Source organism: Variovorax durovernensis (genome assembly GCF_977011995.1).
The window spans coordinates 3,141,748-3,157,169 of sequence record NZ_CDRNCW010000001.1; the positions used below are offsets into that span (position 1 = coordinate 3,141,748).

The window sequence follows — 15,422 nt, forward strand, 5'->3', positions numbered from 1 at the left end:
CTCTCTCAGCGCTTTTTCTTGGCCGGCGCGCCGCCGCGCTTCTCGCGCACCACCTGCTGCTTGCTGCTTGCGGGCACCTTGGCGATGTTGGCGCCGCGCGGTGCCGCGGTCCTCACTGCCGCCTGCTTCGACGAGGCCGCAGCATGGCCGCGCGCGGGCGGAATGCCGGTGCCCACGCGTGTCGCGACGGTCGCGCGGATCGGCAGGTACACCACCACGCTGTAGCCGCGCTTGAACGCGTGGTTGGGCTTCACGTCGTTCCATTCGGCGACGTTGGCCGGCTTGAGGTTGTAGCGTCGCGCAATGGAAGCCACGCTGTCTGCACGGCCCGCCTTCACGGTGGTGCGGCGGGTGACGATCTCGGGCTGGAAGCTCAGGTGGCCGCCGTCGGCCACCACGGCAGCCACGTCTTCCTTCACCCGGGCGCCGCGCGGCACGATCAGCGTCGAGCCGGCCTTGATGAGCATGCGCGGCGGCACGTTGTTGATGGCGCGCAGGTCGGCCTCGCTCATGCCCGAGCGTTGCGCGGCGTCGGCCACGGTCATCGTGTTGGGCACGACCCAGGCGGTCCAGCTGGCGTACTGGCCTTGCGCGTAGGCGTCGAAGTTGCGCTGGAACACGGCCGCGTTGTCCCACGGCAGCAGGATCTGCGGCGTGCCGGCGGCGATGAGCACGGGCTTGTGCGCGGCCGGGTTCAGCGCGCGGAAGTCTTCGAGGCGAACGTCGGCCAGCTTGGCGGCAAGCTCCACGTCGAGGTCGCGCGTGAGGCTGACGGTCTGGAAGTAGGGGTGGTTGGCGATCAGCGGCAGTTCGGTGTTGAACGCCTGCGGGTTGGCCACGATGTTCTTCACGGCCTGCAGCTTGGGCACGTACATGCGCGTCTCGGCGGGCATGGTGAGGTCGCTGTAGGTGGTGGGCAGGCCCAGGCGCTGGTTCTTGGCGATGGCGCGGCTCACGCTGCCTTCACCCCAGTTGTAGGCGGCCAGGGCCAGTTGCCAGTCGCCGAACATGCCGTAGAGCTTCTGCAGGTAGTCGAGCGCGGCGCGGGTGGAGGCGACCACGTCGCGGCGGTCGTCGCGGAAGATGTTCTGCTTGAGGTCGAAGTCGGTGCCGGTGGCCGGCATGAACTGCCACATGCCCGCGGCGCGTGCGCTGGAGATGGCCTGCGGGTTGAACGCGCTCTCGATGTAGGGCAGCAGCGCGAGCTCGGTCGGCATGTTGCGGCGCTCGAGCTCCTCGACGATGTGGAAGATGTACTTGTTCGAGCGCTCGGTCATGCGCTGGATGTAGTCGGGGCGGCTGGCGTACCACTGCTCGCGGTCGCGCACGAGGTCGTTGTCCAGGTCGGGCATCTTGAAGCCGCGGCGGATGCGGTCCCACATGTCGACCGGCGGGGCGAGCGTGACGACGCTCTGCGAATGGGCCTGGCTGCTGGCAAGGGGGGAGAGGGCGTCGCGCGGGTAGACGGGGCTTGCGCTGCCGCCGGCGGTGGCGCCAGCTTTGGGGGAGGAGGAAGACGGTGTGGAGCTGTTGTTCGTGCCCGCGCAGCCCGCGAGCACCAGTGAACCTGCAAGGCAGGTGGCAGCAATCAGTTTCATCGGAAGTCGTTTTTCCATTGGCGCAGTGCGGCGAACACGTCGGCCTCGGCTGCATCGGCAGCCAGCTCGGCGTGGGCACGCACCGCTCGAAGGACAGTGGCTTCGCGGCTGCGAAGAAAGGGGTTGATCAGGCGTTCGGTCGCCAGTTGCGATGGCAGCGTGGGCTGCCCCTGTGCGCGCAGGCTTTCGCAGCGCGCGTTGTAGTGAGTCAGATCGGCGTTGGCCGGTTCCACTGCAAGGGCGAAACGCAGGTTAGAAAGTGTGTACTCGTGGGCGCAGCAGACGCGCGTGTCGCCTGGCAGCGCCGCGAGCGCGTCGAGCGAGGCCAGCATCTGCGCTGGCGTTCCCTCGAAGAGGCGGCCGCAGCCGCCCGAGAACAGTGTGTCGCCACAGAAGAGAAGCGGCGCCTGTGAAGGCGCCGCCGGCAGGAAGTAGGCGATGTGCCCGGCCGTGTGGCCCGGTACGTCGATGACCTCGAAGCGCAGGCCCAGTGCTTCGGCCACGTCGCCCTGCACCAGCGGCGTGTACGGTTCGGGAATGCGCTCGTGCGCGGGGCCCCGCACCGCGGCGCCGGTGGCGGCGTGCAAGGCCCCCACGCCGCCGGTGTGATCGGCATGGTGGTGCGTGACTAGAATCGCGGCCAGCTGCAGCTTGTGGCGCGCCAGCGCGTCGAACACCGGTTGGGCGTCGCCCGGATCCACCACGATGGCGTGGGACCCGTCGTGCAGCATCCAGATGTAGTTGTCGGCAAAGGCGGGCAGCGGAACGAGGGTCATGAGCGGTCAAATTATAGGTTTGCAGGATTGGTTCGCGACCCCCCCGGGGCGCTACCTTCTGGCCTGGGAGCAGGCCCAGTTCGATCAGGCGGTGGCCGATGTCTTCGGCTATCACGCGCTGCAGCTGGGCGCGGCGGAGGTCGACGGCCTTCGCACCAACCGCATGCCGCACCGCTGGCTGGCGCTGGACGACCCCGCCCGGCTCGGCAAGGCCACGCTGCTGACCGACTTCGCGGCCCTGCCTTTCGCGGCCAACAGCCTCGACCTGGTGGTACTGCCGCATGCGCTTGAACTGAGCCCCGACCCGCACGCCACGCTGCGCGAAGTCGAGCGGGTGCTGGTGCCCGAGGGCCGGGTGGTGATCTGCGGGCTCAATCCGGCCAGCCTCTGGGGCATGCGGCAGCGCCGCGCGCACATTTACCGGCGCTTGGGGCTTGGCGATCTTTACCTGCCCGAGGGCGGCGAGTTCATCGGCTACTGGCGCATGCGCGACTGGCTGCGGCTGCTGAGCTTCGAGGTGGAATCGGGCCGCTTCGGCATTTATCGGCCGGCCGTGCGCAGCGAGGCCTGGCTGGAGCGCTCGCGCTGGATGGACGCGGCCGGCGAGCGCTGGTGGCCCATCTTCGGCGCGGCCTACTTCCTGGTGGCGGTGAAGAGGGTGCGCGGCATGCGCCTGCTGAGTGCCGACTGGCGCCGCGCCGGCGCGCGGGCCAAGGCGCCCGTGCCCATCGCGGGCAAGGTGCACCGCAGCGAGCCCGACAAGAATTGAAAATGAACGAATCGAATGAAGAAGGAAAAGCCAGTTTGACCGAAGTCGTGATCTACACCGATGGTGCCTGCAAGGGCAACCCCGGCCCCGGGGGCTGGGGCGCGTGGCTCAAGTCGGGTGCCACCGAAAAAGACCTGTTCGGCGGTGAACTCGACACCACCAACAACCGCATGGAGCTGACTGCCGTCATCGAAGGCCTGGCCGCGCTCAAGCGGCCGTGCAAGGTGCTGCTGTACCTCGACAGCCAGTACGTGCGCAAGGGCATCACCGAGTGGATCCGCGGCTGGAAGGCCAAGGGCTGGGTCACGGCCAGCAAGCAGCCGGTGAAGAACGTCGAGCTCTGGCAGCGGCTGGACAAGCTGGTGACCGAGGGCGGCCACCAGATCGAATGGCGCTGGGTCAAGGGCCATTCGGGCGACCCCGGCAACGAGCGCGCCGACATGCTGGCCAACAAGGGCGTGGACAAGGCGCTCGGGCGACTCTGAACCGCGGGGCAGACCCCGATAATCGGTGCATGACTGAATCTTCACGTTTGGCGGAACTGCACCGCGTGGCCATCCTCGACACCAGCGAAGAGGCCGCCTACGACGAGATCACGCGGCTGGCCGCCCAGCTGTGCGGCACGCCCATCGCGCTCATCTCGCTGATCGACGAGCGGCGGCAGTGGTTCAAGTCGCGTGTCGGTCTCAAGGCGGTGGAAACGCCCCGGGAGCATGCGTTCTGCGCGCATGCCATTGCCGCCCCGAGCGAGGTCATGGTGGTCGGCGACGCGCTCGAGGACGAGCGCTTCAAGGCCAATCCGCTGGTCACAGGCGACCCGAATATCCGCTTCTATGCCGGCGCGCCGCTCGTGATGAGCAACGGCGAAGCGCTGGGAACGGTCTGCGTGATCGACACCCGCCCGCGCACGCTGGACCCGGAGCTGCTGGAGCAGCTGCGCTTCCTGGCGCAGCAGGTGGTGACCAAGCTGGAAGAGCGCGCCCGCGAGCGGCCCGACTCGGCGTAGATTGCCGGACGGCGGCTAGATCACGCCGTCGAACATCATCACGTCGACCTCGTCGCCCGCCGCGACGCTGCCCTGGCCGTGGTGCAGCACCACGAGCCCGTTGGCCTCGACCATCGAGCTCAGCACACCCGAGCCCTGGTTGCCCGCCACGCTGACTTCGGGCAATGCGCCGGGCATCATCCTGACGAAACCCCGCTGGTACTCGGTACGGCCCGGCTTCTTGCGAAGGGGCGCCGTGGTGCGCGCGCGCAGCAGCGGCGGCGGTGCCGAGGCGGCTTCGTGGCAGCCCATCATGCGCAGCAGGGCCGGCCGCACGAAGGCAAGGAACGTGACCATCACCGCCACCGGGTTGCCCGGCAGGCCGAACAGCACGGCCGGCTGCGGCGAGCTTTCACGCGGGATCAGGCCCACCGCCAACGGGCGGCCGGGCCGCATCGCGACGCGCCAGAAGGCCATGTCGCCAAGCTGCTGCATCACGTCGCGCGTGTGGTCGGCCACGCCCGCGCTCACGCCGCCGCTGCTGACGATGGCGTCGGCCTCGCGCGCGGCGCGTTGCAATGCCGCGGCGAGCGTGGCCGGGTCGTCGCGCACCAGGCCCAGGTCGACGATGTCGCAGCCCAGCCGGCTGAGCAGGCCGAACACGGTGTAGCGGTTGCTGTCGTACACGGCGCCTTCGCGCGGTGCGTCGCCCAGGCTCAGGATCTCGTCGCCGGTCGAGAAGTACGCCACGCGCAGCCTGCGCAGCGCAGGCATGCCCGGCAGTCCGAGGCTGGCGACCATGCCCAGCGCGGCAGGCGACAGGCGCTCGCCCTTGCGCAGCGCGGGCTGGCCCTGCATCAGGTCTTCGCCGGCGAGGCGGCGGTTGGCGCCGCGGCGCAGCACGCGCGCGGGAAAGCTCACCTTGTCGCCGTCGACCTTGCAGAATTCCTGCGGGATCACCGTGTCCAGGCCCGCCGGCATCATCGCGCCGGTCATGATGCGCACCGCGTCGCCGGCCGCCAGCGCACCGCGCCAGGCCGCGCCGGCCAGCACGGTGCCGGCCACGCGCAGCGTGACGGAAGCGTCGATGGGCGCGTCGGCGGGCAGCACCGCGCCGTCGAAGGCGTAGCCGTCCATCGCGGAGTTGTCGTGCGGCGGCACGCTGATGGGCGAGACGATGTCTTCGGCCAGCACCCGGCCGAGGGCGTCGAACAGCGTGACGCTTTCGCGCTGCGTGACGACGGCCCTGGCCGTCAGCTGCAAGAGAAAGGCATGGACGGCCTCGACGCTCAGGTCGGCGGCGTCGTAGCCCGAAAGGTTGGAGGCGATGTCTGCGATGCGACTCATAGGCTCATCTGTTTTCGAGTGCGTGCAGTTCGGCAAGGGTGTTGGCGTTGAAGAAGGCGTCGGGTGCGTCGCCCGGTCGGTCGAAGGGTACGCGCACGGTGCGGTGCTGCGCGGCCCAGGCCTGGACCTTGCGGCCGCCGGCTTCGGTGTAGCGGCGCAGGCTTTGCAGCAGGTCGGCGCGCAGCAGGCAGAAGACCGGCTGGGGGCGCAGCACGGTGGCGGCGTCCTCGGTCTCGGAGGCTTCGGGGGCGACGGCCATTGCGATCTCCGCATCGCCGGCGACTGCGGCTTCCGCCAGCCGCGCGGCCAGGTCCGGCGGAAACAGCGGGGTGTCGCAGGGCACGGTCAGGAGCCAGGGCGTGCGGCAGTGCGCAAGCCCGGTCAGGAAGCCAGCGAGCGGGCCAGGGTAGTCGGCCAGGATGTCGGCATGCACCGGTGCGCCGAAGGCCTCGTAGTCCTGCAGGTTGCGGTTGGCATTGAGCATCAGCGTGCCCACCTGCGGGCGCAGCCGGCGGATCGCATGCAGCGCCAGCGGCTCGCCGTTGAACGGCTGCAGCCCCTTGTCGATGCCGCCCATTCGCGAGCCGCGGCCGCCGGCCAGCAGCAGCCCGGTGATGTCGGCTGGCGCGATGGCGTGCGCGGGCATGGCGGGCGCCTGCGTCATCCGCCGATGTAGCTCATCTCGACGCGGCGGGGCGCCTTGTCGCCGGCAGCGTCGTCGGCGTCGGTGGTGCGCAGGGCGCGCAGCTCGGAATAGCGGTCGGCGCGGCCCTGCCAGATGTGGCCGATGGCGGAGGCGATGTCTTCGTCGCTGGCGGCGCCGCGCAGCAGGGGGCGCAGGTCGTGGCCGGCGCTGGCGAACAGGCAGAGGTAGAGCTTGCCTTCGGTCGACAGGCGCGCGCGGCTGCAGTCGTGGCAGAAGGCCTGGGTGACGCTGCTGATGACGCCGATCTCGCCGCCGCCGTCGGCATAGGCCCAGCGCTGGGCGGTTTCGCCGGGCGCGCTGGCCTGCAGCGGCACCAGCGGAAACTCGGCATGGATGCGCGCAATGACCTCGGCCGAGGGCAGCACCTCGTCCATGCGCCAGCCGTTGGTGGCGCCCACGTCCATGTACTCGATGAAGCGCAGCACCACCTTGCCGCCGTGCTGCTCGCGGAAGTAGCGCGCCATCGGCAATATCTCTTGCTCGTTGGTGCCGCGCTTGACCACCATGTTGACCTTGATCGGACCCATGCCGGCGGCAAGTGCTGCGTCGATGCCGGCCAGCACATCGGCCACCGGGAAGTCGACGTCGTTCATGTGGCGGAACACGGCGTCGTCCAGGCTGTCGAGGCTCACGGTCACGCGCTGCAGGCCAGCGCTCTGCAGCGCGGCGGCCTTGCGCCGGAGCAGCGAGCCGTTGGTGGTGAGCGTCAGCGCCAGCGGTTCGCCGGCGGGCGTGCGGATCCCGGCGAGCTGCGTTATCAGCCCTTCGATGTTCTTGCGCAGCAGGGGCTCGCCGCCGGTCAGGCGGATCTTGCGCACGCCGTGGCTCGCGAACAGGCGGGCCAGCCGGGTCATTTCTTCGAAGCTCAGCAGCGCGCTGTGGGGCAGGTACTGGTAGTCCTTGTCGAACACGTCCTTCGGCATGCAGTAGCTGCAGCGGAAGTTGCAGCGGTCGGTCACGCTGATGCGCAGGTCTGTCATGGGCCGGCCCAGGCGATCGAGCAACTGGCCGGTGGCGGGTACGGCGATCTCCGGCACGGCCACGGCGGGGTGCGCGCGGCCGACCGCGGAGATCGGGATGACAGTGCTGCTGCTGTGCTTCATGAGGGGTATGAGGAGGGCTCGATTTTGCGCCATCGCCCATGGGCCCATTGGCTGCAGGCTACTTGCGCCCGCCGCGGTGCGCCCGGGGGTTATCCCCTGCAGAGCTTCAGGTTCGTGCGGGTGGCGCGCACCACGGGCAGGAAGATGTCGGCGTCGGCGGGCGGGTAGTTTTCCCTGATGCCGTCGTCGGTGCGCTCAGCGTCCTCGGCCAGCGGCTGCAGCGTCTTGAGGCAGGCCGCGCGGTCGCCCTGCTTGAACTGCGTCAGCGCGATGTCGTTGCGCATCCAGCCCTTGGTGATCCAGTCGAGCGTCTTGTCGCACTCCGAGAGCAGCGGCGACAGGGTGGCCAGGGCGATCTCGTAGTCCCGGGCGTCGTACTGGCGCTTGAAGCTCTTGCGGGAGCTGGCCACCGCCTTGTCGGTGCAGGCCGGGGTGGGGCGGGTGTAGGTGCCTTCGAAGGTGGCGCGCATGCCGCAGTTGTCGCGGCATTGCTCGGCGCCGTTGGTCGCGACCGCCACCTTGTCGGCATTGACCGCGAAGCTCACCACGCAGCCGCCGTCGGCGAGCTTCGCCTTGCCGCGCACGATGGTGCCGTCGAGCGCGCAGGTATGGGCGTTGGCGCCGATGGTGGTGATGTCGAAGCGACCATCCGTCTTGACACGAAGGGCGCCGCTGCCGCCTTCATAGATGTATTCGCCGGCCGGCGGCGTGGAGGTTTGCGCCAAGGCCAGGCCGGTGCTGACAAGCAAGGCAAGAGGCAGTGCGAGGGGCAGGATGTTCTTGAACTTCATCGTGGGAATCTCCCGGGAAACGTGCCGCGAAGCAGTGTATCGATCGTTACCGGAAGTTTTCCGGTGCTGGCCGGTTTTCGGCATCCCTGCCGGGATGTCTTGACGCAGCCAATGAGAATTCCTATCATTTGGGTGCCTGAATACGCAGCACGTCGACAACGCAAAGGGCTCTTCCATCCAAGGAGCCTCCCGACCGTGCCGCACACCCTCCCAGCCTTGCCCTATGCCTTCGATGCGCTCGAACCTCACATCGATGCGCAGACGATGGAAATCCACCACGGCAAGCACCATCAGACCTATGTGAACAACCTCAATGCCGCGTTGAAAGACACGCCGCACGAGGGAACGCCAATCGAAGAACTCATCGCCGGCGTCGAGCAACTGCCGGAGCCGCTGCGCGCGCCGGTACGCAACAACGGCGGCGGCCACGCCAACCACAGCCTGTTCTGGACCGTGATGGCGCCCGTGGACCAGGGCGGCGGAGGCGCACCCACGGGCGCGCTGGCCAAGGCCATCGACGTCGACCTGGGCGGCTTCGACGCGTTCAGGGACGCCTTCACCAAGGCCGCGCTCACGCGCTTCGGCAGCGGCTGGGCATGGCTGTCGGTCGGCCCCGGCGGCAAGCTCGCCGTGGAAAGCAGCGGCAACCAGGACAGCCCGCTGATGCGCGGCATCGGCTCCGGCAGCGCGCCGATCCTGGGGCTGGACGTGTGGGAGCACGCGTACTACCTCCAGTACCAGAACCGCCGTCCCGAATACATCGCGGCCTTCTACAACGTGGTGAACTGGGCCGAGGTGTCCCGGCGCCACACCGCCGCAACCGGCGGCTGAGGCGTGCGGCCATGAACGACACCCGGCAGGTGACGGTGGCGGGTACGCGGGCCAGGCCCGTGCGCCCCATGCGCGAGTGGATCGGCCTTGCCATCGTCGCCGCCGGCGCGCTGGTGGGGCTGTCGCGGTTCTGGACATTCGTGCGCAGCGATCCGATCGTGTGGAACGCCTTGCTCGGCGGTTCGGTCGCTGCGCTGGCCACGGCGCTCGGCACGCTGCCGGTGCTGTTCTCGCAGAAGCTGCCCGAGCGGCTGCAGGACACGCTGTTCGGTTTCGGCGCCGGCGTCATGCTGGCCGCCAGCGCTTTCTCGTTGATCATTCCCGGCCTGGAGGCCGCCAAGCATGTGGGCGTGTTCGGCGGCGGCAACTGGGCGGCGGGCGGCGTGATCGGCTCGGCCATCCTGCTCGGCGGCGCCGTGCTGATGCTGATGGACCGCGTGCTGCCGCACGAGCACTTCATCAAGGGCCGCGAAGGCCAGGCGGCGCGGCAGTTGCGGCGCACATGGCTCTTCGTGTTTGCGATCGCGCTGCACAACGTGCCGGAGGGGCTGGCCATCGGCGTCGGCTACGCGGCCAACAACGGGCTGCGGGCGGACGCGTTGGCCACCGGCATCGCGATCCAGGATGTGCCCGAGGGGCTGGTCGTGGCCGTGGCGCTGCTGGCGGCAGGCTACAGCCGCGTCTTCGCGGTGCTGATCGGCATGGCTTCGGGGCTGGTCGAGCCGCTGGGCGCCGTGCTGGGCGCGGCGGCGGTCGGTCATTCGGCGATGCTGCTGCCCTGGGGGCTGGGCTTTGCGGCGGGCGCGATGCTGTTCGTCATCAGCCACGAGATCATTCCCGAATCCCACCGCAAGGGGCACGAGGCCTTCGCCACCAGCGGGCTGCTGGTCGGCTTCGTGCTGATGATGCTGCTGGATACCGCGTTGGGGTAAAGAGCTCTCCCCCAGGCTTCGCGCACTTCGTGTCGCGTCGCCAACCCCCTCGCCGGGGGCGACACCGGCGGCCCGGCAAAGCCGGTTCCGCGGTGTCTCTGGAAGGGGCCTCCGGGCTCAGCCGTGCTTGACGGCGACGGTCTTCAGGGTGGTGAAGCCGTACAGCGCCTCGAAGCCCTTTTCACGGCCGTAGCCGGAAGACTTCACGCCACCGAAGGGCAGTTCGACGCCGCCGCCCGCGCCGTAGTTGTTGATGAACACCTGGCCGCTGCGCACGCGCCTGGCCATGCGGAACTGGCGCGAGCCGTCGGCCGTCCACACGCCGGCCACCAGGCCGAACTGCGTGGCATTGGCGAGCGCCACGGCCTCGTCCTCATCGGCGAATTGCATGGCGGCCAGCACCGGGCCGAACACCTCTTCCTGCGCCAGGCGATGGTCCACGGGCACGTCGCGCAGCAGGGTCGGGGCCTGGTAGAAGCCGGTCTCGGGCGCTTCCTCGACCACGATGCCCTGCGCCACCATCGGGATGCCGGCGTGCTGCGCATCGCTCAAAAAGTCCCACACGCGCTGCTGCTGTGTCTGGCGGATCAGCGGGCCGACGTCGAGGTCCATCGCGGCGGGGCCCACGCGCAGCGCTTCGAAGGCGTGGCCCAGGCGCTCGAGCAGCGGCTCGTAGATGTCGCGCTGGATCAGCACGCGCGAGCCGGCCGAGCAGGTCTGGCCGGCGTTCTGCACGATGGCGTTGATGACCACGGGAATGACCGCGTCCAGGTCGGCGTCGGCGAACACGATCTGCGGGCTCTTGCCGCCCAGCTCCAGCGTGACCGGGCAGTGCCGCTCGGCAGCGACCTGCTGGATCAGCGTGCCGATCTTCGGGCTGCCGGTGAAGCTGATGTGGTCGATGCCTTCGTGCCGCGCCAGCGCGTCGCCCACCTCGTGGCCGTAGCCGGTCACGATGTTCAGCGCGCCGGCCGGGAACCCGACCTCGGTCGCCAGCTGTGCCACCCGGATCAGCGAGAGGCAGGCGTCTTCCGCCGGCTTGACCACGCACACGTTGCCCGCTGCCAGGGCGCCGCCCACGCTGCGCCCGAAGATCTGCATCGGGTAGTTCCACGGAATGATGTGGCCGGTGACGCCGTGCGGCTCGCGCCAGGTGAAGACGCTGTAGCCGTCCTGGTAGGGGATGGTTTCGCCGTGCAGCTTGTCGCAGGCGCCGGCATAGAACTCGAAGTAGCGCACCAGCGCCACCGCGTCGGCGCGGGCCTGCTTGACGGGCTTGCCGCAGTCGCGCTGCTCGATGAGCGCGAGCTCGTCGACGTGCTCGGCGATCTTCTGCGAGAGCTTGTAGAGCAGGCGGCCGCGGTCGGCGGCGCTGACCTTGTGCCACACGCCCTCGAAGCAGTCGCGCGCGGCGCGCACCGCCGAGTCGATGTCGGCGGCGTTGCTGCGCTGGATTTCGTCGAAGGCCTGGCCGTCGGAGGGGTCGATGACCGGCAGGGTGCGGCCGGAGGAGGACGGAACGTCCGCGTTGGCGATGTAGTTGAGCTGCATGGGGCTGGATTTTGCGCGAAGCGCGCAAGAAACGTGGGCGCCCCGGTGGCCGGCCCTACCTGGCGGCGGCGCTGGTCCGGGGCAGGGCGCGCACGGCGTTCAGCATGCGCTCCACGTGCTTGTCCGGGTTCAGGTTCTGGTAGTAGTAGGCCACCTTGCCGTCCGGCGCGATCACGTAGGAAAGCCGGTTGGCGAAGTCGGGCTTGGTCTGCATGAGTGCGTCGAAACCCTGGATCACGGTCTTCGACTCGTCGGATGCCACCGGAAACCGGTTCTGGCACGACTTGACCGAGAACTTCGACAGCGTGCCGATGTCGTCCGCCGACACGCCGATGACGGAGGCGCCCAGTGCGGTGAACTTGTCGATGGCTTCGGCGAAGGCGTGGGCCTCGATGGAGCAGTCGTTCGAGTCGGCTGCCGGGAAGAAATACACCACCACCGGTCCCTTGGCCAGCGCGTCGGCCAGCGAGTAGCGGAAGGTCTTTCCGCCCAGCGCGGCATCGGCGGTGAAGCGGGGTGCCGGGTCGCCGATGTCGAGCGCGGCCCAGGCTGGGTGCGAAAGCACCGCAAAAACAGCCGTCAAGGCGATGCGTGAGAGGTTCGTTCGGGCCATGATGCAACTCCGCAGCTGTGTGGCCGGAATTCTAGGCTCCAGGGGCGCCTGAAACCGGCACCTGCCAGCCGGCGTACAGAAGAAGACACGATCACTTGGACCACCGAAGCAACGGAAGCACTTTTCATGAACGCCTGGCTTCTACTTTTGCGCATCGCGATCGCGGGCCTGCTGGTCGCGGCGCTCGGCGCATGCGGCTCGCTGCCGGTGGCGCGCGAGCGGCCCGCCGAGAACGCCTCGGCGGCCGACCCCGGCACCGCGCTCGCGAAGATCGTGGCCGCCTCCACGCCGCCCGGGGAGCACTCGGGCTTCCGGCTGATGCCGCTGGGCGTGTACTCGCTCGACGCCCGCATCCAGCTCGCCCAGCGGGCCCAGCGCTCGCTGGTGGTGCAGTACTACCAGCTCGAGAACGACGCCGTGGGCCGCCTGCTGCTGCGCACCCTGCGCGAGGCGGCGGCACGCGGCGTGAAGGTGCGGGTGCTGGTGGACGACCTCTACACCGTCAAGAGCCAGCAGCTGCTGCTCGCGCTGTCCGAGACGCCGAACGTCGAGGTGCGGCTCTTCAACCCGTTCTGCTGCGGGCGCAACGGCTTCCTGTCGCGCTTCGCGGCGTCGCCGTTCGAGATCGGGCGGCTCAACCACCGCATGCACAACAAGCTCTTCATTGCCGACGGCGTGATGGCGGTGGTGGGCGGGCGCAACATCGCCGAAGAATATTTCGTGCTGAACGAGGCGCAGAACTTCATCGACATGGACGCGCTGGTCGTCGGCAAGGTGGTGCCGCAGCTCGAATCGATCTTCGACGCCTACTGGAACAGCGTGCAGGTCTGGCCCATAGCAGACATCGTGGCGGGCGAGGGCGGCCGCAAGCCGGGCACCGCCGAATTCGACGAGTGGGTGGAGATGGCCGCACCGCCGCCGAAGATCGTGCTGCCGCCGTCGGACATCCTGGGCTACGGCCCCATCGCCGAAGAGCTGGACGGCGGGCGCATGGGCCTGCTGTGGGGCGAGGCCCGCGCCATTGCCGATCCGCCCGGCAAGCCCGCGACCATGACGGCCGACGAGGCCATTGCCACCAGCGTGACCATGCAGGTCTGGACGCTGATGCTCGACGCCAAGAGCGAAGTCGACCTGACCTCGCCGTACCTCGTGCCCGGCGAGCGCGGCATGGCCGCGTTCCAGGAGCTGACCCGGCGCAAGGTCAAGCTCACGCTCGTCACCAACTCGCTGGCCGCCAACGACGAGCCGCTGGTGCACACGGGCTATGCGCGCTATCGAGAACGGCTGCTGCAAAGCGGCGCCGATTTGTACGAACTGAGCCCGCAGCGCACAAGCGCGGGCGAGCGCTTCGGCATGTTCGGCAAGTCGCTGGGGCGGCTGCATGCCAAGACTGCAGCCATCGACAAGACGCGCATCTTCATCGGCTCGATGAACCTCGACCCGCGCTCGGCCAGCCAGAACACCGAGATGGGGCTGGTGGTCGACAGCCCGCAGCTCGCGCGCGAAATGCTGCGGGTCATCAACATCAGCAAGCTGCAGAACTCCTACCGGCTGCGGCTGGCCAAGGGCACCGGCACGCTGCAGTGGTTGACGAATGACGGCGAGAAGGAAATGATCCTGACCTCCGAGCCGGAGTCGAGCTTCTTCCAGCGCTTCTACAACATGCTCATTGCGCCGGTGGTCCCCGAGATGCTGTTGTAGCCTCGGGGGATGGCGCAGACTTTCACTTCGTTGTCGGCCCCGCAGGTCATGCTGTGGGGCCTGCTTTTCTTCGGCGGGATCTATCTCGGTTTTGGCGGCCTGACGTGGCTTCTGACGAAGCGGGTGCTGCCCGCGCTGGGCATCGGGCGGGTGCTCGATCCGCGGCCGTTGCAGCCGGGGCAGCTGCGGCGCGAACTGGGGCAGTCGGGCGTGTCGGTGCTGATCTTCGGCCTGGGCATGGTGTTTCCGTGGGGCTTGCTGCAACTGGGCTGGGCACGGCTCGACGGCGATGCCGGCTGGCTGCAGATCACGCTCGAGATCCTCGTGCTGGCGGTCTGGAACGACGTGCATTTCTGGATCAACCACCGCCTGCTGCACACGCGCTGGCTGCGGCGCTTTCACGGGCCGCACCACCGGTCGTTCGTGACCACACCATGGGCCACCTACAGCTTTCACCCGATCGAGGCGCTGATGCTGGGCAACGTGATCCTGCTGCCGATGGTGCTGCACGACTTCAGCTTCTGGTCGCTCGCGGCGGTGCCGGTGTTCAGCCTGTTCTTCAACTGCGTCGGGCATTCGAACTACGACTTCTTCACCGGCGTGTCTTACAGCCACTGGTTCGCGGCGAGCCGGCGGCACCACCTGCACCATGCCGTGCACAACGGCAACTACGGCTTCCAGTTCACCTTCATGGACCGGCTGTTCCGCACGCGCATTGCCGCGGACGCCGCCGAGCCGCTCTTCCGGGCCTTCCACAAGAAGCATGGCGCGAACACGGCCTGACTCGCGCCCGCGGCTGCCGAGGCTGCGCCACTGGCGGGACTGGCAGAGCCTGGCCTACCTTGCCGCGCTGCCCGGCCTGGCGGCATGGCAATGGGTGCACGGCTTCAACATCGCGATGTATGCGCTGATGCTGTTCCTCACGCTCGGCATCGGCGTCATCCACCACAACCACGTGCACCTGCGCATGTGGCGCGGGCGGCGCCTGAACCGGCTGACCGACTTCTGGATCACGCTGCTGCAGGGCCACCCGACCTTCGTGTTCTGGCCCGCGCATGTGGCCAACCATCATCGCTTCCGGCATGGGCCGAAGGACGTGGCGCGCACCTACCGCTTCGGCGGCGACACCAACCACCTGTGGGGCTATCTGCTGCATCCGTTCCAGGCGGTGTGGGTGCTGATGCCGTTGTTCTTCGGCTGGCTCGCGCGGCTGCGGCGGCATCGGCGCGGCGCGTGGCGCTACTGCATGGCGCAGTACGCGCTGTGGCTTGGCAGCTGGGCGGTGCTGCTGGCCATCGACTGGCGCAAGGCGCTGCTCTTCGTGATCGTGCCGCAGCTGCATGGCCTGCACTGGCTGCTGGCGACCAACTACCTGCAGCATGCGCATGCCGACGGCCGCAAGCCGGCGCCCAAGGGTGCGGCCAAGGGAGCGCCGGGCGATACCCCGGGTAGCCGGCTGAACTACGCCCGCAATTTCGAGGGGCTGGTGAACCCTTTGCTGTTCAACATCGGCCTGCACACCGCACACCACGAGAACCCGCATGCCCATTGGTCCGAGCTCACGCATCTGCATCGCACGCGTTACCGCGCGCAGGTCGATCCGGTGCTCAACGAGGGCGGGCTGGTGCCGTACATGGTGCGCGTGTTCGTGCTGGGGGCCGTGTGGCCGCGTTTTCGCAGCCGCTCGCTGATGCCTCCCGATTCCTCAACCCACTGAAC

General features: G+C 68.7%; 16 protein-coding genes. 8 read left to right on the forward strand and 8 right to left on the reverse strand.

From position 1 onward, the window contains the following. Positions 1–5: 5 nt before the first annotated feature. Both ACWV14_RS14935 and gloB read right to left on the reverse strand, forming a co-directional pair. Positions 6–1,598: a transglycosylase SLT domain-containing protein gene (locus ACWV14_RS14935; RefSeq protein WP_454909290.1), complete on the reverse strand. Its 1,593-nt coding sequence runs from the start codon at positions 1,596–1,598 to the stop codon at positions 6–8. Further along, on the reverse strand, positions 1,595–2,374 hold the full coding sequence (gloB, locus tag ACWV14_RS14940) for a hydroxyacylglutathione hydrolase (protein WP_454909291.1): 780 nt from the start codon (positions 2,372–2,374) through the stop codon (positions 1,595–1,597). Before gloB ends, ACWV14_RS14935 begins: the two co-directional genes overlap by 4 nt. On the opposite strand from gloB, the gene ACWV14_RS14945 reads away from it, so the two are divergent. The 3 genes from ACWV14_RS14945 to ACWV14_RS14955 are packed head-to-tail and all read left to right on the forward strand — an operon-like array spanning position 2,373 to position 4,149. Further along, positions 2,373–3,143, forward strand: a complete 771-nt coding sequence (locus ACWV14_RS14945) for a class I SAM-dependent methyltransferase (protein ID WP_454909292.1) — start codon at positions 2,373–2,375, stop codon at positions 3,141–3,143. The genes gloB and ACWV14_RS14945 overlap by 2 nt on opposite strands. Before the next feature lie 35 nt (positions 3,144–3,178). Then, positions 3,179–3,628, forward strand: coding sequence for a ribonuclease HI (rnhA, locus tag ACWV14_RS14950; RefSeq protein WP_081266376.1), 450 nt, complete (start codon positions 3,179–3,181; stop codon positions 3,626–3,628). A 29-nt stretch (positions 3,629–3,657) separates the two neighbouring features. Next, entirely contained in the window at positions 3,658–4,149 is a 492-nt protein-coding gene (locus ACWV14_RS14955; RefSeq protein ID WP_454909293.1) for a GAF domain-containing protein, read from the forward strand. A 15-nt stretch (positions 4,150–4,164) separates the two neighbouring features. On the opposite strand, the gene moeA is transcribed toward ACWV14_RS14955, so the two are convergent. From moeA to ACWV14_RS14975, 4 genes are all read right to left on the reverse strand, one after another. Beyond that, positions 4,165–5,475, reverse strand: coding sequence for a molybdopterin molybdotransferase MoeA (gene moeA, locus ACWV14_RS14960; protein WP_454909294.1), 1,311 nt, complete (start codon positions 5,473–5,475; stop codon positions 4,165–4,167). A gap of 4 nt (positions 5,476–5,479) precedes the next feature. Then, positions 5,480–6,139, reverse strand: a complete 660-nt coding sequence (gene mobA / locus ACWV14_RS14965) for a molybdenum cofactor guanylyltransferase MobA (protein ID WP_454909295.1) — start codon at positions 6,137–6,139, stop codon at positions 5,480–5,482. Further along, positions 6,136–7,284 (reverse strand): GTP 3',8-cyclase MoaA, encoded by a 1,149-nt coding sequence (gene moaA, locus ACWV14_RS14970; RefSeq protein WP_454909296.1) that lies wholly within the window; start codon positions 7,282–7,284, stop codon positions 6,136–6,138. Before moaA ends, mobA begins: the two co-directional genes overlap by 4 nt. Positions 7,285–7,373: 89 nt before the next feature. Then, the gene (locus ACWV14_RS14975; RefSeq protein ID WP_454909297.1) at positions 7,374–8,075 is read right to left on the reverse strand and encodes a hypothetical protein; all 702 of its coding nucleotides are present in this window, start codon (positions 8,073–8,075) and stop codon (positions 7,374–7,376) included. Positions 8,076–8,270: 195 nt separating this feature from the next. On the opposite strand from ACWV14_RS14975, the gene ACWV14_RS14980 reads away from it, so the two are divergent. Further along, complete coding sequence (locus ACWV14_RS14980; protein ID WP_454909298.1) at positions 8,271–8,906, forward strand: superoxide dismutase; 636 nt, start codon at positions 8,271–8,273, stop codon at positions 8,904–8,906. Between the two features lie 11 nt (positions 8,907–8,917). Next, on the forward strand, positions 8,918–9,838 hold the full coding sequence (locus ACWV14_RS14985; RefSeq protein WP_454909299.1) for a ZIP family metal transporter: 921 nt from the start codon (positions 8,918–8,920) through the stop codon (positions 9,836–9,838). A gap of 117 nt (positions 9,839–9,955) precedes the next feature. On the opposite strand, the gene ACWV14_RS14990 is transcribed toward ACWV14_RS14985, so the two are convergent. Further along, a complete protein-coding gene (locus ACWV14_RS14990) occupies positions 9,956–11,389 on the reverse strand; it encodes an aldehyde dehydrogenase family protein (protein ID WP_454909300.1) in 1,434 nt (477 codons plus the stop codon). A gap of 55 nt (positions 11,390–11,444) precedes the next feature. Continuing rightward, positions 11,445–12,002 carry a peroxiredoxin gene (locus ACWV14_RS14995; protein ID WP_454909301.1) on the reverse strand — a complete coding sequence of 186 codons (558 nt, stop codon included), beginning with the start codon at positions 12,000–12,002 and terminating at the stop codon, positions 11,445–11,447. A gap of 126 nt (positions 12,003–12,128) precedes the next feature. On the opposite strand from ACWV14_RS14995, the gene ACWV14_RS15000 reads away from it, so the two are divergent. The 3 genes from ACWV14_RS15000 to ACWV14_RS15010 are packed head-to-tail and all read left to right on the forward strand — an operon-like array spanning position 12,129 to position 15,420. Then, entirely contained in the window at positions 12,129–13,703 is a 1,575-nt protein-coding gene (locus ACWV14_RS15000; RefSeq protein WP_454909302.1) for a phospholipase D-like domain-containing protein, read from the forward strand. Positions 13,704–13,712: 9 nt separating this feature from the next. After that, positions 13,713–14,486, forward strand: coding sequence for a sterol desaturase family protein (locus ACWV14_RS15005; protein WP_454909303.1), 774 nt, complete (start codon positions 13,713–13,715; stop codon positions 14,484–14,486). Next, positions 14,467–15,420 carry a fatty acid desaturase family protein gene (locus ACWV14_RS15010; RefSeq protein ID WP_454909304.1) on the forward strand — a complete coding sequence of 318 codons (954 nt, stop codon included), beginning with the start codon at positions 14,467–14,469 and terminating at the stop codon, positions 15,418–15,420. Before ACWV14_RS15005 ends, ACWV14_RS15010 begins: the two co-directional genes overlap by 20 nt. Positions 15,421–15,422: the final 2 nt, after the last annotated feature.